Origin of the sequence: Actinobaculum sp. 352 (assembly GCF_003957265.1) — a bacterium.
Classification (GTDB): domain Bacteria; phylum Actinomycetota; class Actinomycetes; order Actinomycetales; family Actinomycetaceae; genus Asp313.
On the sequence record NZ_RQSN01000001.1, the window covers coordinates 346,895 to 365,384 of the forward strand.

At 60.4% G+C, this 18,490-nt stretch carries 22 protein-coding genes; 14 read left to right on the forward strand and 8 right to left on the reverse strand.

Features of this window, described 5'->3' with window-relative positions; genetic code table 11:
- Positions 1–79 precede the first annotated feature (79 nt).
- Positions 80–361, forward strand: a complete 282-nt coding sequence (locus EKN07_RS01445) for a DUF1540 domain-containing protein (protein WP_108715486.1) — start codon at positions 80–82, stop codon at positions 359–361.
- A gap of 376 nt (positions 362–737) precedes the next feature.
- Here the strand turns inward: EKN07_RS01445 and EKN07_RS01450 are convergent, their stop codons facing one another.
- Entirely contained in the window at positions 738–1,715 is a 978-nt protein-coding gene (locus EKN07_RS01450; RefSeq protein ID WP_206435645.1) for a sugar-binding domain-containing protein, read from the reverse strand.
- Positions 1,716–1,907: 192 nt separating this feature from the next.
- Here EKN07_RS01450 and EKN07_RS01455 point away from each other — a divergent pair, with 192 nt between their 5' ends.
- The 6 genes from EKN07_RS01455 (at position 1,908) to EKN07_RS01480 (ending at position 7,808) form a co-directional block, all read left to right on the forward strand.
- A complete protein-coding gene (locus tag EKN07_RS01455; protein ID WP_108715487.1) occupies positions 1,908–2,900 on the forward strand; it encodes a phosphotriesterase in 993 nt (330 codons plus the stop codon).
- Between the two features lies 1 nt (position 2,901).
- Entirely contained in the window at positions 2,902–3,555 is a 654-nt protein-coding gene (locus tag EKN07_RS01460) for a 3-dehydro-L-gulonate-6-phosphate decarboxylase (protein ID WP_108715488.1), read from the forward strand.
- Complete coding sequence (locus EKN07_RS01465) at positions 3,552–4,514, forward strand: L-ribulose-5-phosphate 3-epimerase (RefSeq protein ID WP_126145484.1); 963 nt, start codon at positions 3,552–3,554, stop codon at positions 4,512–4,514. Before EKN07_RS01460 ends, EKN07_RS01465 begins: the two co-directional genes overlap by 4 nt.
- 94 nt (positions 4,515–4,608) lie before the next feature.
- On the forward strand, positions 4,609–5,292 hold the full coding sequence (locus EKN07_RS01470; RefSeq protein WP_205647338.1) for an L-ribulose-5-phosphate 4-epimerase: 684 nt from the start codon (positions 4,609–4,611) through the stop codon (positions 5,290–5,292).
- On the forward strand, positions 5,285–6,238 hold the full coding sequence (locus tag EKN07_RS01475) for a sugar kinase (RefSeq protein ID WP_126145485.1): 954 nt from the start codon (positions 5,285–5,287) through the stop codon (positions 6,236–6,238). Before EKN07_RS01470 ends, EKN07_RS01475 begins: the two co-directional genes overlap by 8 nt.
- Before the next feature lie 187 nt (positions 6,239–6,425).
- A complete protein-coding gene (locus EKN07_RS01480; RefSeq protein WP_205647339.1) occupies positions 6,426–7,808 on the forward strand; it encodes an MFS transporter in 1,383 nt (460 codons plus the stop codon).
- Positions 7,809–7,953: 145 nt separating this feature from the next.
- Here EKN07_RS01480 and EKN07_RS01485 read toward each other — a convergent pair whose 3' ends face one another.
- Positions 7,954–8,808, reverse strand: coding sequence for a hypothetical protein (locus tag EKN07_RS01485; RefSeq protein WP_126145486.1), 855 nt, complete (start codon positions 8,806–8,808; stop codon positions 7,954–7,956).
- A 235-nt stretch (positions 8,809–9,043) separates the two neighbouring features.
- On the opposite strand from EKN07_RS01485, the gene EKN07_RS01490 reads away from it, so the two are divergent.
- The 7 genes from EKN07_RS01490 to EKN07_RS01520 all read left to right on the forward strand — a co-directional run bounded on the left by EKN07_RS01490 (position 9,044) and on the right by EKN07_RS01520 (position 13,293).
- Positions 9,044–9,409, forward strand: a complete 366-nt coding sequence (locus EKN07_RS01490; RefSeq protein WP_108715493.1) for a cupin domain-containing protein — start codon at positions 9,044–9,046, stop codon at positions 9,407–9,409.
- A complete protein-coding gene (locus EKN07_RS01495; RefSeq protein WP_206435646.1) occupies positions 9,402–10,250 on the forward strand; it encodes a class I SAM-dependent methyltransferase in 849 nt (282 codons plus the stop codon). The genes EKN07_RS01490 and EKN07_RS01495 overlap by 8 nt, the downstream gene beginning before the upstream one ends.
- Before the next feature lie 337 nt (positions 10,251–10,587).
- Positions 10,588–10,857, forward strand: coding sequence for a hypothetical protein (locus EKN07_RS01500; RefSeq protein ID WP_108715495.1), 270 nt, complete (start codon positions 10,588–10,590; stop codon positions 10,855–10,857).
- Positions 10,858–11,099: 242 nt separating this feature from the next.
- On the forward strand, positions 11,100–11,393 hold the full coding sequence (locus EKN07_RS01505; RefSeq protein WP_126145487.1) for a hypothetical protein: 294 nt from the start codon (positions 11,100–11,102) through the stop codon (positions 11,391–11,393).
- Entirely contained in the window at positions 11,390–11,653 is a 264-nt protein-coding gene (locus tag EKN07_RS01510; RefSeq protein ID WP_126145488.1) for a hypothetical protein, read from the forward strand. The genes EKN07_RS01505 and EKN07_RS01510 overlap by 4 nt, the downstream gene beginning before the upstream one ends.
- Positions 11,641–12,378 carry a hypothetical protein gene (locus EKN07_RS01515; RefSeq protein ID WP_126145489.1) on the forward strand — a complete coding sequence of 246 codons (738 nt, stop codon included), beginning with the start codon at positions 11,641–11,643 and terminating at the stop codon, positions 12,376–12,378. The genes EKN07_RS01510 and EKN07_RS01515 overlap by 13 nt, the downstream gene beginning before the upstream one ends.
- A gap of 78 nt (positions 12,379–12,456) precedes the next feature.
- Positions 12,457–13,293 carry a multicopper oxidase domain-containing protein gene (locus EKN07_RS01520; protein WP_346426237.1) on the forward strand — a complete coding sequence of 279 codons (837 nt, stop codon included), beginning with the start codon at positions 12,457–12,459 and terminating at the stop codon, positions 13,291–13,293.
- 293 nt (positions 13,294–13,586) lie between these two features.
- Here the strand turns inward: EKN07_RS01520 and EKN07_RS01525 are convergent, their stop codons facing one another.
- The 6 genes from EKN07_RS01525 to deoD all read right to left on the reverse strand — a co-directional run bounded on the left by EKN07_RS01525 (position 13,587) and on the right by deoD (position 18,215).
- Positions 13,587–14,477: a MetQ/NlpA family ABC transporter substrate-binding protein gene (locus tag EKN07_RS01525; protein WP_108715500.1), complete on the reverse strand. Its 891-nt coding sequence runs from the start codon at positions 14,475–14,477 to the stop codon at positions 13,587–13,589.
- 92 nt (positions 14,478–14,569) lie between these two features.
- Positions 14,570–15,280, reverse strand: coding sequence for a methionine ABC transporter permease (locus tag EKN07_RS01530; RefSeq protein ID WP_108715501.1), 711 nt, complete (start codon positions 15,278–15,280; stop codon positions 14,570–14,572).
- Positions 15,277–16,290 (reverse strand): ATP-binding cassette domain-containing protein, encoded by a 1,014-nt coding sequence (locus EKN07_RS01535; protein WP_126145490.1) that lies wholly within the window; start codon positions 16,288–16,290, stop codon positions 15,277–15,279. The genes EKN07_RS01530 and EKN07_RS01535 overlap by 4 nt, the downstream gene beginning before the upstream one ends.
- Before the next feature lie 93 nt (positions 16,291–16,383).
- Complete coding sequence (locus EKN07_RS01540) at positions 16,384–16,632, reverse strand: hypothetical protein (protein ID WP_126145491.1); 249 nt, start codon at positions 16,630–16,632, stop codon at positions 16,384–16,386.
- A 181-nt stretch (positions 16,633–16,813) separates the two neighbouring features.
- Positions 16,814–17,503: a metal-dependent transcriptional regulator gene (locus EKN07_RS01545; protein WP_108715503.1), complete on the reverse strand. Its 690-nt coding sequence runs from the start codon at positions 17,501–17,503 to the stop codon at positions 16,814–16,816.
- 4 nt (positions 17,504–17,507) lie between these two features.
- Complete coding sequence (gene deoD / locus EKN07_RS01550) at positions 17,508–18,215, reverse strand: purine-nucleoside phosphorylase (RefSeq protein WP_108715504.1); 708 nt, start codon at positions 18,213–18,215, stop codon at positions 17,508–17,510.
- Between the last annotated feature and the right edge of the window lie 275 nt (positions 18,216–18,490).

An 18,490-nucleotide genomic window follows, 5' to 3' on the forward strand; every position in this document is an offset into this window, starting at 1 on the left:
TGCCTGGTCGTCGGACCGCGGTGGTCGTAGCGTCAAAGTGTCAGACGCGTGATTCCTGCTATCGAAAGGGGAAACGATCATGAGCATTCCCGCTCCCGTGACGACCTGTTCCGTGACCAGCTGCGCGTACAACAATGGTGGATGCTCAGCCTTCGCCATTACCGTGGCTGGTTCCGCAGCTCAGCCGAATTGCACCACTTTTGTGGCACTCGACGCCCGCGGAGGCCTTCCTTCTCCTAACGGTCAGGTCGGTGCCTGCCAGCGCCTCGAATGCGCATATAACGATGACCTCATGTGTACGGCCGAGGGCATCACCGTAGGTGGCGAGACCGCCTCCTGTATGTCCTTCACCGTGAGGTAAGCAGCGGTTCAAACAGTACTTGTGACCGGCAGTCGCACGTGGCGGCTGCCGGTCTTTCTGTTGTGCCGGTGCGGTTGGTGACCTGCTGGTGCGGTGGGGGTGGCGGAGGGATGACTACCTACTCGTGTGGTGAGTGGTTTGCCGGTGGTGCGGCCGCCTACCTGCTGGTCAGTGACCTGATGGTGCGCCGGGTGCCCTGATGATGCGGTGGGTAGTGTGCCGGAACAGTACACCGGTGGGCCGCGCTTGAGAACCAGTCGTCGGGTTGGAGGACGAACTCACATGCCAGGCCGATGCTGTTCTCCGGGTTTTCCGCCAAGCTCCGCATTATTCGCGGAAAACTGGGGATAACCCGGAGAATCGTGCGTTGTGCACGTCAGGCGGCGTCGTCAAGTGCCAGCACGGCATTGGCAGTGCGCATATCGGTGACGAGATGGCTCACGAGCCCGCCCCGCAGCGCCCCGAGAATGGCTGGCACCTTCTCCTCCCCCCAAGCGACGGCGATAACATCCGAGGAGTCGCGGATGCGGTCGAAGGGAACCCCGAGCAACCGACGGCATAGGTTGCCGTCGGTGTGCTGACCAGAGGCATTGAAGTGATGTCCGCCTATATGACCGACGGCCCCCATGCGCAGCAGTTCTGCAATTTCCGCCGAACCGTACCAGAGATCGAAGATTGCGCCGGCTCCTGCGCGTGTGGTGGCGCCGATGCCGGTCAAGATGATGTCGGCATGTGACGCCATCGAGATAGTCAGTGAGATGGTTGATTCGCGCCGCAGTGCCGAGGCTGCATGCGAGTCGTTGACATAAAGAGGCGCGGGAAGGATGCGGTAATTCCCGCCCAATACAGCGGCCAGGCGGCGGCACAGATCCGGGGAATCAACCATGTGGTTGTCTCGCGCTATGGCGCCAATGGCTTGTACCACGGTGACCTCGTGGTGTCGCGATGTGGGCAGCGCCGCAACGACTCCGGCGACCGCACGGCCATTTGTTACCGCGACGACGGAGTCTGGCTTGAGCATCGATAAGAGGAGTTCAGCGCCCAGGGAGAGGACGGGTGCCGTTGACTGCGGATCGGCGTCGTCGGCGAAGGCTACGTGGGCGCCCGCAAGGTTAAAGCGACTCACCAGTTGCTCTTCCGCCTCGACTGCGCGACTGAGCGGGTGCTGAACAGAAATGCGGACGACACCGCGCTCTCGCGCCTCCTGCAGCAGGCGCGAGATCTGCGGGCGAGAATAGCCGAGTTCGCGAGCGATATCGGCCTGTGAGGCGCCATCGACCCAATACCGTGTTGCAACCTTGAGGAGCAACTCGAGTCGACGTCGCTGCCTAGCCATCGCTATTGATGCACACATGTGTATATTTCCACTTCTTTTCGGAATCAAAGCGCAGAAAATCGGGGATTTATGCTGACGTGGTTAGCACAACGATAGCACAGATGTGCATTGTAGGTGTTCATTTCCGGCTTGCTCAGGGTGACAGTAGATGTGTCGCAGCCAGATGCGACAACCGCAAAGGACGCGGACCGACAAGTGAAAGGAAAGTCAATGACAATCGTGCGAACTATCGACGGCGATGTTGCACCGGAGACCTTGGGAGTTGTGAACGCCCACGATCATCTTATTCGCGTTGGTGCTGGAGAGGTTTACATCGACCCGGACCATCTACTTGACGACGTTGAAAAGGCTGCCCAAGAGGCCAGCTACTTCGTCGATGCGTCGAAGAACTGGGCGGGCGGTGGAACAGTCATCGACATGTGCCCGGCCTCATCCGGCCGTGATGTGCTCAAGCTTCGCCAAGTGTCAGCAAAGGTGCCCGATCTGCAAATCGTTGCTTCCACCGGATTCCACCAGCAGAAGGTATACCTCGAATGGCGGCAGAGCTGGGTGAACCAGTACACGGTCAACCAAATCGCCGATCTCTTGATCGCGGACATTGTTGAAGGCATTGACCGCTATGACTACATGGGTCCAATCGTGGAGCGAACGGATGTGAAGGCAGGTGTGATCAAGTGGGCAACCGCCTACGGCAAGATCACAGACTGGGAGGTGAAGACCGGCAAGGCCGTCGCCATTGCATCGAAGGAGACCGGGGCGCCAATCAACACCCACGTCACGGCCGGCACCTGCGGACCGGAACAGGCTCGTTTCCTGGTCAATGAGGGCGTGGCACCGGAGAAGATCGCCATCGGTCATATTCAGCGCAACTGGGATCCGTGGGTACAGGAGCAAATCACCAAGCTCGGCTGCTACGTGGAACTGGACGGCACCAACCGCATCAAGTACGTGCCGGATAACGCCCGGGTCAACCTGCTCAAGGTTCTCGGCGAGAAGGGATACGGCAAACAGATCCTGCTTGGCACCGATTCCGGCAAGGCCTCCTACCAAAAGGTTTATGGCTCGGTTTCCGGCGTGGACTATGACCCAGCAGTGTTCGCGCCGCGCCTGGTGGAGGACGAGGGCTTTGACCGTGGCTACGTGCAGGACCTACTGGTGAACAATGCGGCCACCTTCTTCGCCTGGGATCCGGTGAGGGGCTGACGTGACACCGCGCTTGCAAGTTGCACTGGATACTTACGATCTTCCCAGCGCTCTCGGTCCGCTGCAGAAGGCGGCGGATGAGATTGACATCATCGAATGTGGCACCATTCTCGTGCTTTGCGAGGGATACCATGCCGTGCGCATTGTTCGTGCCTTGTTCCCGGACAAGAAGATTCTGGCCGATGTGAGGATCGCCGAAGCCGGCGAGAAGATCTCACGCTTAGCCTTTGAGGCCGGGGCAGACATGGTCTCTTGCGTAGCCGGCGCATCGCTGACCACCATCCAGCAAGTCTGCAAAGTTGCCGCGGAATTCCACGGCGAGGTGCAGGTGGAACTGGCAGACGAATGGTTCGATGCCGACCGTGCCCGCAAATGGCGTGAGGCTGGCGTGGAACACGTCATTGTCAAGCGTTCCCGTGACCGGGAGGCGGCCGGTGACCTTTCCTGGAAACCGGAGGACATGGATCGCGTCGATGAACTGGCCGATATGGGATTCACCGTCACTATAACTGGCGGAGTTTCGGCCAAAGATCTTCCTGCCTTCGCCGACCGAATGGTGGGCATCGTCATCGCCGGCAGGTCCATTGTGGCGGCAGACAACCCCCAAGCCGCAGCCCACGAGCTGCGCACAACCATCGAACAGGTGTGGTCATGAGCCTCGCCGCGCAGAGCACGAAGGCAGAGCAACACCCTGCCGATGATCCGTTGCGCGATGGTGTAAGTCTCGGTATCTACGAAAAGGCGCTGATCTCGAACCCGTCTCGCGCGGGAGCATCCGCCAGCGAGGCACTGGGTTCAGTTCCGATCACCGGCGACGAGTGGCGTGCGTATTTCGAGCAAGTACCGGCAGCCGGCTTCTCGTTCCTCGACTTGTCAATCGATGAGTCAGCGGAACGTGAGGTGCGCCTGGATTGGGACGCGACGACATGCCGTGAAGTACGCCACGCGGCCGAATCGGTAGGAACAATGATCGGTGGAATCTGCCTGTCCGTCCATCGCAAGATTGCGCCAGGTAGTAGCGATCCGACGCTGCGGCGGCGCGCCCGGGAAGTGATGGCGCGCGGGCTGAAAGTGTGTCACGAACTGGGTGTAGGCGTGATCCAAATTGCCGGATACTACTGCTACTACGAGGATCCCAATCCGGACGCCGAACACTGGTACAAGCAAATGCTTGCCGATGCAGTTCCGTTGGCTGCACGCCTCGGCGTTGTCATGGGAATTGAGAACGTCGACGGCGCCGATGTCACCTCGATTTGCAAGGCGATGGAGTTCGTCTCCGCTATCGATTCGCCGTACCTGCAGGTGTATCCGGATCTGGGCAATATTGCTGAACAGGGCCTAGATCCGGCGACGGAACTGGCAGCGGGGCGTGGGCACATGGTGGCACTGCATGCCAAAGACGTTCGGTGCGGCGAGCCGCGACGGGTCGATATGGGTACCGGCATCGTGGACTGGGATCGCAGTTTCCAGCTCCTGCGCGAGCAGGGGTGGGTCGGCCGCCTGATGATCGAGATGTGGAACGACGACGCCCCGGACTCCGTCGACAAGGCTCGCATTGCCCGCGACTTCATCGCCGCGCGTGTGACCGCTAATGGAATGGCGGTGGTGCCGTGAAAACAGCTGCCACAGTGTAAGCAACGATCTCGCCACACCGTATGTGCGGCGGAGCCGAACTGCGGCGCATGCGCCGCGCAATACTAACCAAGAAATGAGGAAGATAATGCTTGAGGAACTCAAGGAAGAGGTCTGCGAAGGCAATCTTGAACTGCCCCGGCATGGCCTCGTTACGTGGACGAGCGGTAACCTCTCGGCCCGCGACGAAGAAACCGGACTAGTGGTCATCAAACCATCCGGAGTGCGGTACGAGAAGATGACACCCGCGGATATGGTGGTTGTAAATCTGGATGGGAAAGTCGTCGAGGGCGAGCGGGGCCCGTCGTCGGACACGGCTTCACATCTGTACGTCTACCGGCACCGTGAGGATGTACGGTCTGTCATTCACACTCACTCAAACTACGCGACGGCGTGGGCGGCAACCGGACAACCTATCCCGTGCGTGCTAACCGCGATGGCCGATGAATTCGGCGGGCCGGTGCCCTGCGGAGGGTACGCCTCGATTGGAACTGAACAGATAGGGGAGCAGATCATCGAGCACATTGGACACTCGCCCGCCATTCTGCTGGCGAAACACGGCGTGTTCACAATCGGGCCTTCAATAGAAAAGGCCATCCAGGCAGCCGTCATGGTGGAGGATGTCGCACATACCGTGTCCATCGCGATGCAGATCGGGACGATAGAACCTCTGCCGCAGGCCGACATTGACGAAAACTACGAACGATACAGCCACCGCTATGGAACGGCGGCCGCCTCACAAGGAGTAAGCCATGCCTAAATTCGATCTCACAACCATTGGTGAGGGGCAGATCCGCCTCACCTGTTTCAAAGGTGATCGTCTCGTCTCAGCCAACCAGTTGCGCATGAGCGCCGCGTGCTCCGAGGCGAATGTCGCCGGTCTGCTGTCACAGCTGGGGCGTAAGACCTCCTGGGCGTCGAAGCTACCCAGTGGCAGCCTCGCCACCCGCATCTTGCATGAGTACCGGAGTGTGGGTGTTGATGTCAGCAACGTGGTACTCGCGGAAGGGGGCCGCACCGCCCTCTACTTCATGGAACCGGGGGAGTATCCCATGCCCTCCCGCGTTACCTACGACCGTGAGCACACGCCCTTCCGCGATATTACGATTGACGACTTCGCCTGGGAGTCGATGCTGGACACCGAGCTCGTGTTCGTCACGGGTATCACGGCCGCACTGACACAGAGTACGGCAGATGTCATCACGTATTTCGTCGATCTGGCGTACGAGCGCGGCATCAAGATCGCGCTCGACGTCAACTACCGTTCGCTGCTGTGGACGGCGCAGCGGGCGCGTGAAGTTCTGGGACCGATTGCGCAGAAGTCGTCCATTCTCTTCTGCTCGCGCAAAGACGGTCAAATCGTCTTCCATGCCCAGGGTGAAGGAGTCGAGGTGTGCCGCGCTCTGCGCGACAAGTTCGGTGTGAAGACGGTTGTCTCTACCGATCAGATCGACGGCGTATACCTCTCCGACGAGGAACTGGGAGATCAGGTCTTCGAAGTCACCCAAGTTCCCGTCCTTGACCGGCCCGGGGCAGGCGACTCCTTCGTTGCCGGAGTGATCCACGGTTTTCTGCACGACGACGTCGTCCAGGGCATCCGTTACGGTCAGCGCACATCTGCTCATGCACTCACGCATTACGGAGACCTGACACGAGTCTCTGCGGCGGAACTGAGCATCCCAACCACGACGGATATCGTCCGTTAACTAGACCCGAATGCGTCGGCCGCGCGCATCGGCTGTCGTGTTGTGCCATGCGACGGCCGACGGTTCGGGATTCACACCCCGGCGAAGAGTATGGCGAAGCGCGCCTTCGGATGGGGGTCGTCCGCAGTGCCTGGCCTTCCACCACGCACTCGCTGACAGTCCTTCGACTTGAGATTGGCTACAACTTATGGCTACTACTATGCAGGCTCCCGCGGGAGCAACAGCTGCAGAACAAATTGACAATCATCGACTAACGGGACATCAGAAGTCCCTTATTGGTATGGCGATCGTCGGGAATGTGTCGGAGTTTTTCGATATGTTCCTCATTGGCTTCATCGTCAACCTTCTTATCGAGACACCGGGATGGAACCTGACAGGATTCCATTCGGGCGTGATTTTGGCAGGTGCGGGTTTGGGCACAGTGCTGGGTTCGATTACCTGGGGGCGCCTGGCCGACATCTTCGGCCGTAAGCACGCCTTCATCTCCTGCATCATTGTGTTGGTCGTCTTTACGGCCGCATCGGCCTTCACCCCCGTCAACGGTTGGATTCTTCTGACAATTCTGCGCACGGGTGTTGGATTCGGCGTTGGTGGTCTGAACATCACTTCCGTGCCCTTCGTCCAGGAATTCGTTCCTGCCAAGCAACGTGGGCTGCTGGCCGGACTGACAAGCGTTTTCATTCCGGCGGGTATCTTCCTCGGCGGCCTTGTCACCAAGTATTTTGGCGATACGCTGGGCTGGCGTGGCTTAATTGCGGTCGGCTGCATACCGATCATCCTGCTCGCTTGGGCGCGTTTCATACCCGAGTCGCCTCGTTTCCTGCAGTCGCGCGGACGTGAGAAGGAGGCCAAGGAGGCCTACGCTTGGGCGATGGAGATTCCGGTGGAGCAGGTGGCGGACCTGCCGGAGATCAAGGAGTCCTCGTCGGCGTCTTACTCGGTTATCTTCCAGAGGTATCCAAAGCAGTTGCTCGTTGTGGCAACCGGTTCCTTCTGCTTCATCCTCGGCTCCTTCACCGTTCAGTCCTGGGGTCAGACTCTGCTCGGTCAGTCCTTCAAGTTCGATACCGGCATGGTCGCTACGCTGTTCATGTTCGTTTCCCTCGGCGATCTGCTCGGACGCCTTGGGTCGGCGTGGATCTCCGACAAAATCGGAAGGCGCTGGACCATGTTCGGCTGCGGCATGATTGGCGCTATCGGTGCCCTGATAGCAGCCTTTTCGACGCGGATGGTGGATGGTGACAACGTTGGCAACGCCGGCTATGTCTTCTTCGCGGGAATCTTCATCATCATGATGTTCGGCGACGGCGCTTTTGGCATACTCAATGCCTTCGGTGGCGAGCAGTTTCCGACGGAGGCACGTTCGACCGGCCTCGGATTGGGCTACGGCATCGGAGCCATTGCCAAGGTGGTGGGTCCCTACTTCGTGGGTGCGTTGATTGGTTCGGCAGAACTTTCGGCCGAAGTCGTGTTCGTACCGTTCACCATCTTCGCGGCGCTACTCTTCCTCGGCGGCATTATCTATCTGTTTGCAAAGGAGACGAAGGGCGTCTCCCTGGAGGACGTGTAGCTCCGCGGAGCACCGTGTCGCAATTGAGACATTAGGGTGGCTGCGCGTATGAAGTGACAAATGAGACTGGGACCCCGCATTGCGGGGTCCCAGCTCCGTTATCCCGGCGCATGTCAGGCGCGCATAGTGCGGTGCCGGGACACGTCTACAGCGCGGCAAGTGCCTCGGCGAGTTCTACGCTCGTCTCAACTTGCTGCGGAAAGGGTACGAAACCGGTGAGGGCTTCGTCGTCGTCGATACGCATAAGAGTGAGGCCGGTGCGGTCGATATCCAGGCAGAGAACTGCTGGAGCGGACATTTCAACATTGATATGCACGGGTTGGCGAGACATCAGGGCGCCGGAGATCTCCCGTCGACGCATGGCTTGGAACAGTAATGTGGGAATTGTGCAGTTGAGAGCACTGATCCGTTCGAGAGCGGTCAGTTCGCCATACGGTGAGTTGAATAGCGCACCGGGGCAGGGCGGTTTTTGGCATCTCTGGCGATGAATGTCTGCAATGGCGGCGAGGCTGACCGGTGTGACACCTCCTGCGTCGTGAAGCAAGACCCGCGTACCCTCTAAGCGTGCGGTCCGGGCCTGGGGAGCGGTTGCGATCTCGGCAACGCGCGACGGGAGGAAGCTGCTGTAGAGCAGGTCGAGGATTTCGTCGCGTTCAAGCCACTGTGCGGTTGCCAACGCGTGAACTGCGCAAGCTGTGATTTGCACGCTGGGGTCTGGGGCCTGCTTTTCAATGGATAGGCGCACGTCCATCGGTTCGTCGCTACACAGATCGGTGAGGGATGCATCGTCCGCTGCTGTCGCCGCGATATAGACGCTGCCATCGGCACCCAAGCCATGCGCGAGGGAGGAGATGGTAACAATTGGGCCCACGTGGTAGGCGACGAGGGTGGCCTTCCCCGCTCCGGCTAGAAGACGCTGGGCAATTGACAGGCTGCGGGCTTCCCACACGTGGGTGCATACCGCGCTGCGGTCGGGCGAGAGCGTCAGATCAGGATTCACCGCTCAGCCCTCGCTCGCATTCGAGTAGTCTCCATAGGGTAAGGCTAGCCTGACTGGGTAGGGTGCCGTCAAGGCGTCGCACGAATTTGGTCATGAAGAGTAGCTTTCCTGTACTCTATGGAAGAATTAACACGGAAAACACCGCGTTTAGCCGGTAGGGCAGGCGTATTGGTTGTGTGGTGAATCGCAGCGGATTGTCTCCGCGTCGGTTTGTCGCGAGTTCAAAGGAGGGGATATGGCAAAACGTACACCGGTCGCCGAGGCCAGTCTTCACGGCAATATAGCCGCGGAGGTTCCGGTTGTCAGGGAGTCGACGACGTCGCGGGTGGTTCTGGACAACCGCCTGCTGCGAGTGGTCGAGTTTACCTTCGATGCGGGCGAATTACTCACGGAACACTCTTCGCCTCGCGCGGTGGTCGTCCAGCTGCTGGAAGGCGAGATGAGTTTCTCGTTGGAAGGGGAGCAGCGAACGCTTCATCCCGCCGACGTTGTTTACCTCGCGCCCGGAGCCAAGCATGCGCTGGTTGCCAAGACTGCGTGCCGGATGAGTCTGGTCATGGTGGATGTCACCGAGGTGCCGGAAGAGGTTCTTCATGGCTGAGGCCGAAGCTGATCACAAACTGCAAGGGCATTGGCTGCTGGCGTCTCTCGGGAAGAGGGTGCTGCGCCCGGGTGGGCTGGGGTTGACCCGCAGACTGTTGAGTGCGGCGGCTCTGGGTGGCAATGACAGAATCGTGGAGTTCGGTCCGGGTGTCGGCAAGACGGCAACCTTGTTGCTTGAGGCGCATCCTGCCTCATATGTGGGTGTCGATCCGAATCCGGAGGGTCGTCGGCAACTGGAAGCCGTGCTCGCCTGGCACTCCAACGCGCAGATCGTGGTTGCGGACGCCGCCGAGACGGGACTGCCGGACGGAAGTGCGGATCTCGTTCTGGGAGAAGCGATGCTCACCATGTGCGGGCCGGAGGACAAGGCTGCGATTGTCGGTGAGGCCGCGCGCATACTGGCTCCCGGAGGTCGCTACGCCATCCACGAGCTAGCACTGACCGATACTGCGCCCGACCCGGAACCGTCGACGGATCGGGGTGAAACAGGGCGTGCCATCTCGCGTGAGATCAAGGTGGGGGCGCGTCCCCTGAAGATTCAGGCGTGGAAGAAGCTTCTGGAGAACGCGGGGCTGACCGTTGAATGGTCGGGGACCGCACCCATGCACCTGCTCGAACCATCGCGGCTGGTTGCCGACGAAGGAATTCGCGGTGCTGCGCGCTTTGCCTGGCGCCTCATGCATCGGCCCGAAGCGCGAAAGCGAGTGTTTGCCATGCGGCGCAGCTTCCGCGCCCACGGGGATGACCTGATAGCGGTGGCAATCGTGGCGCGAAAGGTGCAAGTGAAGGCAGAGGCGGGGGATACCGCTGGGGACGCGGCCGCGGCGCGTCGAGAGTAGGCATCGCCAGTAGCGGCAGCGCTTGTTGGCGTCGCGTGGGTTCGGGACGGTTGCAAGGTCGAAGTTCTTCAGTGGCGACCGGGCTTCCCACGCGACGCCAATGTACGGCTGCGAGAGCTCGGCCGCCCCGATCAGAGCGCGGTGTGGGTAATGCGGACGATCCGGTGCTTGGGGCCGCTCAATGGCAGGTTCTGAGCGTGGAGTTCCTCGGGCATGATGATTCTCCTTTGCTGTGACGTTACGAGGGTGGACGATAACTTCCTAATTTATACGATTAGAGCCGTGAAAAAACAATAGCGTGGGCTATCACTCCTGCGCCCACGGAAGTATCCTTCTCGTGACCGCCGCCGTCATTGGACTGGGCGGTTTGGCTGCGAGACTCACGCGCCTGGGAGTGTGGAGTTCTGTTACCGGTGCTCGCCTGGCCGACCATCACGGCACCCTTGTTCTCGGGTTCGTCGGTATCCTAGCCGCTCTGGAAGCGGCGAAGGCGCGCTGGGGGTACGCGGCGCCGGAGGATATCGCACTGTGGTGGGTGGCCTTCGTGGTGCTGCTACTGGTCGGCGCTATAGAGCATGCGTTGCACGACGACGAGCGCGCGTTTTGAGGTACCCTGGCCGTGCTCGTAGCAACGGCATGGTCCGCCATCGCCGCAAGTGGGACGCGGGCCCTGGGAGCCTGTCTGCTTGCCCTGGTCGGCTTGGCTCTTGTCGGCAACCGCCGCGCGCTCGGTGCCGAGTCCCCTCCTTCACCCGGAGAGACAATCTCAGCCGCACAGAGAGGCCACACACCGCCACGCTCACAACACCTCGCAGCGTAACGCTCGGTATCCTCAGCGGCTATCTGCGGGTGACGGTTGCGGCGGGGGTGCTGCTGTTATCCGATGACTGGCGCACCGGATATGACATAGTCATTCAGGTGATCATGCTCGGTTTCCTCGGCTCTATGATTCTGGCCAGGGTTCCCGACGCCGCGTTGACCAGAAGAATCCTGGTGCCGCTGCTGCTACTCGACGGCGGGGTGAGTATCCGAATCATTGGGGCCCTCACGGGATCGGTGGGTGCCATGCGCGAAGGAGTCATAGCCGCCGCTTTCGGATTCCTCGCCATTCTCGTTATCGCCGTACGTCAGGAGAACGTATGAAGCTGCCTGGCGCACGCTGGCATCGAGTCACCTGGGTGGTCACCAGAATCGGGATCGTTATGTTGGTCGCAGCACTTGCGGCACAAAGCGTGCTGCCCACTCCGCGTTGGTACCTCATCCATGTGGCAGGCCTTGGTGTTATCAGTAGTTCTATTCTCATATGGACGTGGCATTTCGCCGACGCCCTCACCCGGCGCAAACAGTCGCAGGCACGTCGGCTCATCCGGCTGGGGATGCTGGGGTCGGGATGGTGCTCCTAGCGGTTGCGCTCGGCATCAGCGGCCCCCAGGGCGCGTTTTGCGCGTTGGTGGGTGCGGCCCGGATTCTCAGCGGTTTCACATGGCACGTGCTCGCGCTGCGGCGTGCACTGCGTTCCAAGTTCGCCAGTGCTGGGGCGGTGACACTGCGCTGCCACTTCGCGGGAGCTACCCAGTTCGTTTTCGGTGCTTTGCTGGGACTCATCATGACAATTGATGTCATCGAGCGGCAGTGGGCAGTGGCGTGGTGGCCGGTGCTCTATTCGCATCATGATGGCATGGCCATCGCGCATGCCGCTGCCATGGCCATCGGATTTGTCGGGATGACGGTGCTGGGTACGCTTGTGACCTTCGGGCCCACCGTGGCCCGCACCAGAATGGCACCGGGCGGCATACACCAGGCGGTGCGCCTCATGCCATGGTTGGTGGGCGCCATCGTCGTCGCAGCACTCGCCGCCGTGCTCGGGTTTCCCCGCGTTACCGGGCTCGGAGTGCTCCTGTGGGTTGTGATGGGAGCCGGGGAGTTCTCCTTCTGGTCCTATCGGCCTGGAGGGGTTCCATGCTTGCCGTGGGCGACGGCTGGTTCATGGGTGCGGGGATCTGCTGGATGGAGCTCGCGGCGCTGCTGTGGGGCTGGCAACTCCCTAATGCAGATAGCGCAGCAGCTGCGCGAAACGTGGCGGGTGGCGCATACGCGCTTCTCCTGGCGGCGGGCGCCTTGCAACTGATCCTCGGCTCGCTGACGTACCTATTGCCCGTGGTTCTCGGCGGTGGCCCGGCACGTGTGCGGGCAACGATTGAACGCATTGAACCGAGCGCGGGAGGAGGAGCGTGAGGTTGCTCCCGGACGCACACAGACAACTTGGACCTTCAACGGCACTACTCCCGGCCCGATACTGCGCGGCAGGGTCGGCGACACTTTCGTCATTGCCTTGACCAACAGCGGTTCGATGGGCCATTCGATCAATTTTCATGCGGGCGACGTTTCCCCCGATGACAATATGCGTACTATCGACCCGGGAGAGTCCCTTAGCTACACCTTCACGGCGAAGCGAGTCGAGATTTGGTTGTATCACTGCTCAACTGCGCCCATAAGCGTACATATCGCCAATGGAATGTTCGGTGCCGTCATTATTGACACGGAGGAGGGGTTGGATGAGGTCGATGAAGAATACGTTCTGATTCAATCGGAGCAGTATTGGTCCGATGGCCTGAACGTCGGCACCGATGCCACGAAGGTGGTAGCGGTCCAGCCCGATGTTGTGAACTTCAACGGCTACCCGTTCCAGTATGACCACGCGCCGCTGCGGGCTGCGACCGGTGATCGAGTGCGAATATGGGTGTTGGATGCCGGGCCGAATCTCGATTTTGCTTTCCATATTGTCGGAACACAGTTCGACACTGTGTGGTCGGAAGGATCGTATTCCCTGCGCCGCAGATGTTCGAATGACGCCGCGCTCACCGGTGTTGATTGCGATCCGCAGGTGGGAGGAGACTCGGCGGCTCAGGTGTTGCCGCTACAAGCAGCGCAGGGAGGATTCATTGAGTTCGTTCCCGTGGAGGCCGGACACTACTCGATTGTCAACCACGCGATGAGTTATGCGGAACGCGGCGCACACGGAACTCTTGAAGTCACCGATTGAGCGGGTGGCGTAGGTGATGGACTGACCGACACATGTCCTCGTTGTAGTACTGGCAACTCCGCAGGCGGGTGCCGTAAGTGATGGATTGACCGCGAACACATGGTGGGGCAGTCAGGCGTGCCGCCTGGGCCTCGTGCGGCAATGGTCGTTGTGTACGGAACCGTCGGCGCGGTGCGCGTCCCCCGCTTTGCACCGCTGCCGGGAGCGGCGGCTGTGAACGTAAAGGTGGGTGAGAGCCTATGCGCTCCCACCCACCCGGATGTTGTAACAAGCCGTCTTAGAGACTCCTAGAGCTAGAAGGCGGGGATAACCTCGCCATTGGGCCAAGTCTCCTCGATGTACTGTGCGACCTCATCGGAATGCAGAAGCTCGTCCAGCTTCTGAACCGCTGCCTTGGTCTGGTCATCGGTATTGGCATTCCACGCCAAGATATTCGCGTACGGGTTGTCAGCACCGGCCTCCAGGTACAAAGCGTCTGTGGAGGGCTCGAGACCATTTTGCAGGGCGTAGTTGCCGTTGACGATTCCGATATCGTAATCGGGTAGAAGCTTCGGCACCGACGGCGCATCGGCTTCCTTGAACTGCAGATTCTTCGGGTTGGAGGCCAGATCGTAGATCGTTGGCGACTCAACATCCTCCAGTTCAATCAGATCGTTGTCCACCAGCAGCTGGAGGGCACGGGCTTGGTTGGACGGATCGTTGGTGATAACCACAGTGGCACCATCCTTGAGGTCCTTCAGGTCGGTTATCTTCTCGGAGTAGATTCCATACGGTTCGATATGGATGCCATCACCGTGCTCGAAGTCGTAGCCCTCGTCCGCCTCTTGGGCCTCCAGATAGGGCAGATGCTGGAAGTAATTGGCATCGATATCGCCATTGTTCAAGGCTACGTTCGGCTGCACGTAATCCTGGTACTCCACCACTTCGATGTTAATCCCGGCATCGGCAGCGAGATTCTCCTGCACATAGTCAAGGATCAACTTATGCGGGGTAGGGGAGGCTCCAACGGTGATGGTGACGGGGCCATCTGCGGTGGAGTCGGCAGCGGTGGTATTGCCAGAAGTGCTGGTAGATGTATCGCTGGACTCATTCGTTCGCTCGTTGGAATCGTTCGAGGAGCCGCAACCGGTGAGAGCCAGTGCTCCTACACCGAGAATAGCGGCAAAGGATCGAATGCGTTTCATGGGTCTTCTCTTTCCAAAGATGTTGTGATTGCGTGTTATTTCAGATATGTGCAGTGATGCTGTGGCTTCGTGGGTTCCCGGCTGGCAGTGCCTCAGCGGTGATCTACCAGCCGGCTGAGCATGTCACCACACATCTGGACAATGGCAACAATGGCCACGATGACGATGACCACAATGGTGACAACATCGACATTGGAGTTGTAGTAGCCCTGGTTGACCGCGAGAGAGCCAAGGCCCCCGCCTCCGATCGATCCGGCCATGGCGGAGTATCCGATCAGGGTGATGATGAGGATCGTGACGGACTGGATTAGCGCCGGCATGGCTTCACGCACCAGTACCCCGCCCAAGATACGCATGCGCGAGGCACCCATCATGAGTGCGGCCTCAACCTTGCCGGACTCCACGCCGGAGAGATTCGATTCAACGAGGCGGGCAAAATACGGAATTGCCGAAACCGCCAGTGGCACTGCGGCGCCGCGCCAACCGGAAGACGTTTGCACGATGAAGCGTGTGACGGGAATCATCCAGAACATGAGGATGATGAAGGGAATCGCGCGTCCCAGGTTCACGGCGAGCCCGAGGACTTGGTTGACGGGCCGGTTGGGAAGCAGTCCATGAGGTCGTGTGGCCGTGAGGATAACTCCGAGTAAGAGGCCGATGACGATGGATACAAGAGCTGAAGTGGAGACCATCAGGAGGGTCTCCTTCACGGCGCTTCCGAGCTGTTGTTGGATTGCCGGACTGTTGAACCAGGTGCGGTCATTATCCGCAGCGATGACGGCGAGATGGGCAAGGTAACTCATAACACCGCCACCTCCTGCTGCAGAACTGCGCTGACACCTGGTAGCTCTTGGAGCGAGGCCATTGCCCGTCGAGCCTCCGCCGTCGGCACGGTCAAAGACAGCCGGGCGACCTGTGTTGCACCGATAGTTTCGAACACTCCGGCGCCGATGTCTGCCCCGAGTGTGGCGGCATGAGTCATCACACGCGATCCGGTCGGTTCGCCGGGGTGAGAAGTGAAGGAGACGTCAATTACCGCCTGACCGTCGACTGGGTCGACCGCTGGAGGTGGAATGATCCGCAGCCCCAGTGGCGAGTTAACGTCAGCGACAATGTCGGCGACGGATCCCGATTCCACCACACGGCCGTGATCCAGTAGCGTCACCGAATCGCATATGCGCCGCACAACGGACATTTCATGCGTAATGATGAGGACCGTCACGCCATACTGATCACGAACCGACTTGAGCAGGTCGAGGATTTGGTTCGTTGTCTCCGTATCCAGCGCCGAGGTCGGCTCATCGCACAGGAGTACCGAAGGGGAGTCCGCCATGGCGCGTGCGATGCCGACACGCTGGCGCTGGCCTCCGGAAAGCTGGGATGGGAAGGAACTGGCACGGTCTGTAAGCCCCACCAGCGCGAGCATCTCTTCCACGCGCTCGCGGATAGCGGCGCGTGACTGCCACTGGGAAGACGCGGAGGTTATTTTCAGCGGGTAGGCAATATTCCCGGCGGCGGTGCGTGAATCAAGCAGGTTACCGCCTTGGAACACCATACCGATGGAACGCCGCACATCGCGTAGAGCGGTGGGTGCCAGAGTGGTCAGGTCGATGTCATTGAACAGGATGCGGCCGGATGTGGGCCGTTCCAGTGCCGTGAGGCAGCGAATCAGGGTGGACTTGCCGGCTCCGGATTCTCCGACGATGGCGTGGATATCGCCGTCCGGCACGGTCAGAGAAATGCCATCAAGCGCCATGACGTCGTCCTGTCCGCGGCGCGGATAGACTTTCACGACGTCTTGAAACTCGATCATATTCCCTCCATCGATCGTGGCGGAAGCACCCGTCGAGCGGGTTGCTGCAGTGTCGTTGAGCCACGTCTCTCAGCTGCTCTTGATGAACGGCTACTAGAAAACCACGATGACGGGGTGTTGCGCAACACGGGCCACGTTGTGAGCAGAAATTGCGCGATGAGCGAAGGTGTGACCCGTATTTCGGGCACCCGTCTGCGCAGTGCCGCGGCGCGGGGGGAGGCGGGAAAGCAGGGTCGGTCGAGGCACCCACTTGGTCGACGACGGTCGGAGCCGCAGGTTCTCCGGACCGTAGCCGAGCAGGGCGGCGTTTGTGAGGAAGAAGGTGTCGGAGGCCCCTGTCATGATGGAGGCATGAACATTGACTGTGTCTGGCTGGAGCGCGACAACGCCATACTTGGCAGGCCGCAGGCGATATATGCCTGTGAGCTGCGATTCATGCCTTTCCGTTGCTGGGTCTTCGTGTGAGCACTACGCGGCTCCGGCGTCATGCGGTACAGGTCTTGCGGCAGGGGCACCTGCAGGATCAGTGCGCGGCGTCGCGGTCAACCGCAACCAGGACAACCTGTGCGGCGTTCAAAGCTACGTCGAACTCCCGGTCGGAAACCGTCACCCGAACAATTCCGACCCCGCGCCGTACCCCGGTCACGCGCAGTCGCGTGCCGGGGACGACTCCAAGTTCATCGAGGTAGACGAGCACGTCGGAATCGGTGTCTGAGACTCGCTCGACTCTGCCGCCCTCCCCGACGGCCAGATCGCACAAAGGTATCTGTTCGTCGGGCGCGGCGACGGCGTCAGGAATCTCACCACTGGGCAGGGGAATGATATCGCCGTGTGGATCACGTTGCGGATGCCCGAGCGCCGCATCCAGACGCTCGATGAAAAGGTCGGAGACGGCGTGCTCCAACTGTTCTGCTTCGGCGTTGACCTCGTCCCAGGAGTAGCCGAACAGTTGCACGAGGCCTGTCTCCAGCACCCGGTGGATTCGCACCATGCGGGCAGCCTGCTTTCGCCCTTCATCCGTTAACGAGATGGCTCCATACGGTGCATGCCGCACGAGGCCCCGGGAAACAAGTCGGCTCACGCCTTCCGAGACCGTTGACGGAGATAGACCGAGTGCGCGGGCCAACTCTCCCGAGGTGGCGGGGTGATCCTGCCACTCCTCGAGCTTCCAAATGGCCCGGAGATAATCCTCGTTAGACGCCGTAAGACCCATGAAATCAGCTCAGAGCTGCGGCGACAGCGAGAGACAACGCGGTCTGGAACTTCGTTTCGCGATCTTCTGCGCTCATATCCTTGGAGGGATCAAGCAGATGATCGGAGACCGTCAGGACCGCCAGTGCCTCCTTGTGAAGCTGGGCAGCCAGCCCGTAAAGCGCCGCCGCCTCCATCTCGACGCCGAGTGTGCCCAGTTCCGCCAGGCGCTGCACTTGCTCGGGAGGATTGTCGTAGAAGCGGTCGCGGGAGACAACGGGGGCGACCTTGACGCTGGCGTCGTCGCCAGCGGCGTCGACGGCTGCCTTCAGCAGGTTCCACGATGCAGTGGCGGAAAAGTGGATTCCCGGGCAGAGGGCGTCATTGAGCGAGGAATCCGTATGCGCGCCGATTGCGACGACGACGTCGCCGGGCTCAACGTCCGGAGAGAGTCCGCCGCAGGTGCCGACGCGGATAATGCGCTCAACACCGAAGAAACGGTAGAGCTCCGTGGCGTAAATGGATAAAGATGGCTGTCCCATCCCGGAGGCCATAATCGATAGCGGCTTGCCTTGGTAGGTACCGGTGTAGCCTCCTATGCCGCGCACATCCGTCACTTTACGGGCGTCGGGCATAAGCTGCGCGGCCATGCGCTCGGCGCGGCGGGGATCGCCTGGCATGAGGACAGCGGGGGCGAAATCCCCGGGTTCGGCGGAAATATGCGGCGTGGACATGTTTCTCCTCTCGGCTGGTGGCCGTGATCAAGCGACGCGAGCCCGGTGCTCGCGCCGTTCAGCAACACACTGATATGACGACCAGTGTAATGGAGGCCACGCACAGAAGGGGAACGCGCGGATGAGTTCGTGTGGCCGATGCTGCTAGGGTAAGGACGGTCGCTTTGCTGCGGCAGCGTCTAGCGCGGGTCATTGAAAGCCGTGAAGACTCTCACAACAGCATCCAAATTGTTGTCAAATCGGCTCAAAGTACGGGATGCTCGGCAGGAGGATTC

Excerpts from the sequence above, each read along its gene's own strand:
- EKN07_RS01445 (WP_108715486.1), top strand. The coding sequence starts at position 80 with ATGAGCATTCCCGCTCCCGTGACGACCTGTTCCGTGACCAGCTGCGCG.
- EKN07_RS01450 (WP_206435645.1), bottom strand. The coding sequence starts at position 1,715 with ATGTGTGCATCAATAGCGATGGCTAGGCAGCGACGTCGACTCGAGTTG.
- EKN07_RS01455 (WP_108715487.1), top strand. The coding sequence starts at position 1,908 with ATGACAATCGTGCGAACTATCGACGGCGATGTTGCACCGGAGACCTTG.
- EKN07_RS01465 (WP_126145484.1), top strand. The coding sequence starts at position 3,552 with ATGAGCCTCGCCGCGCAGAGCACGAAGGCAGAGCAACACCCTGCCGAT.
- EKN07_RS01470 (WP_205647338.1), top strand. The coding sequence starts at position 4,609 with ATGAGGAAGATAATGCTTGAGGAACTCAAGGAAGAGGTCTGCGAAGGC.
- EKN07_RS01475 (WP_126145485.1), top strand. The coding sequence starts at position 5,285 with ATGCCTAAATTCGATCTCACAACCATTGGTGAGGGGCAGATCCGCCTC.
- EKN07_RS01480 (WP_205647339.1), top strand. The coding sequence starts at position 6,426 with ATGGCTACTACTATGCAGGCTCCCGCGGGAGCAACAGCTGCAGAACAA.
- EKN07_RS01490 (WP_108715493.1), top strand. The coding sequence starts at position 9,044 with ATGGCAAAACGTACACCGGTCGCCGAGGCCAGTCTTCACGGCAATATA.
- EKN07_RS01495 (WP_206435646.1), top strand. The coding sequence starts at position 9,402 with ATGGCTGAGGCCGAAGCTGATCACAAACTGCAAGGGCATTGGCTGCTG.
- EKN07_RS01510 (WP_126145488.1), top strand. The coding sequence starts at position 11,390 with ATGAAGCTGCCTGGCGCACGCTGGCATCGAGTCACCTGGGTGGTCACC.
- EKN07_RS01515 (WP_126145489.1), top strand. The coding sequence starts at position 11,641 with ATGGTGCTCCTAGCGGTTGCGCTCGGCATCAGCGGCCCCCAGGGCGCG.
- EKN07_RS01525 (WP_108715500.1), bottom strand. The coding sequence starts at position 14,477 with ATGAAACGCATTCGATCCTTTGCCGCTATTCTCGGTGTAGGAGCACTG.
- EKN07_RS01530 (WP_108715501.1), bottom strand. The coding sequence starts at position 15,280 with ATGAGTTACCTTGCCCATCTCGCCGTCATCGCTGCGGATAATGACCGC.
- EKN07_RS01535 (WP_126145490.1), bottom strand. The coding sequence starts at position 16,290 with ATGATCGAGTTTCAAGACGTCGTGAAAGTCTATCCGCGCCGCGGACAG.
- EKN07_RS01540 (WP_126145491.1), bottom strand. The coding sequence starts at position 16,632 with ATGACAGGGGCCTCCGACACCTTCTTCCTCACAAACGCCGCCCTGCTC.
- EKN07_RS01545 (WP_108715503.1), bottom strand. The coding sequence starts at position 17,503 with ATGGGTCTTACGGCGTCTAACGAGGATTATCTCCGGGCCATTTGGAAG.
- deoD (WP_108715504.1), bottom strand. The coding sequence starts at position 18,215 with ATGTCCACGCCGCATATTTCCGCCGAACCCGGGGATTTCGCCCCCGCT.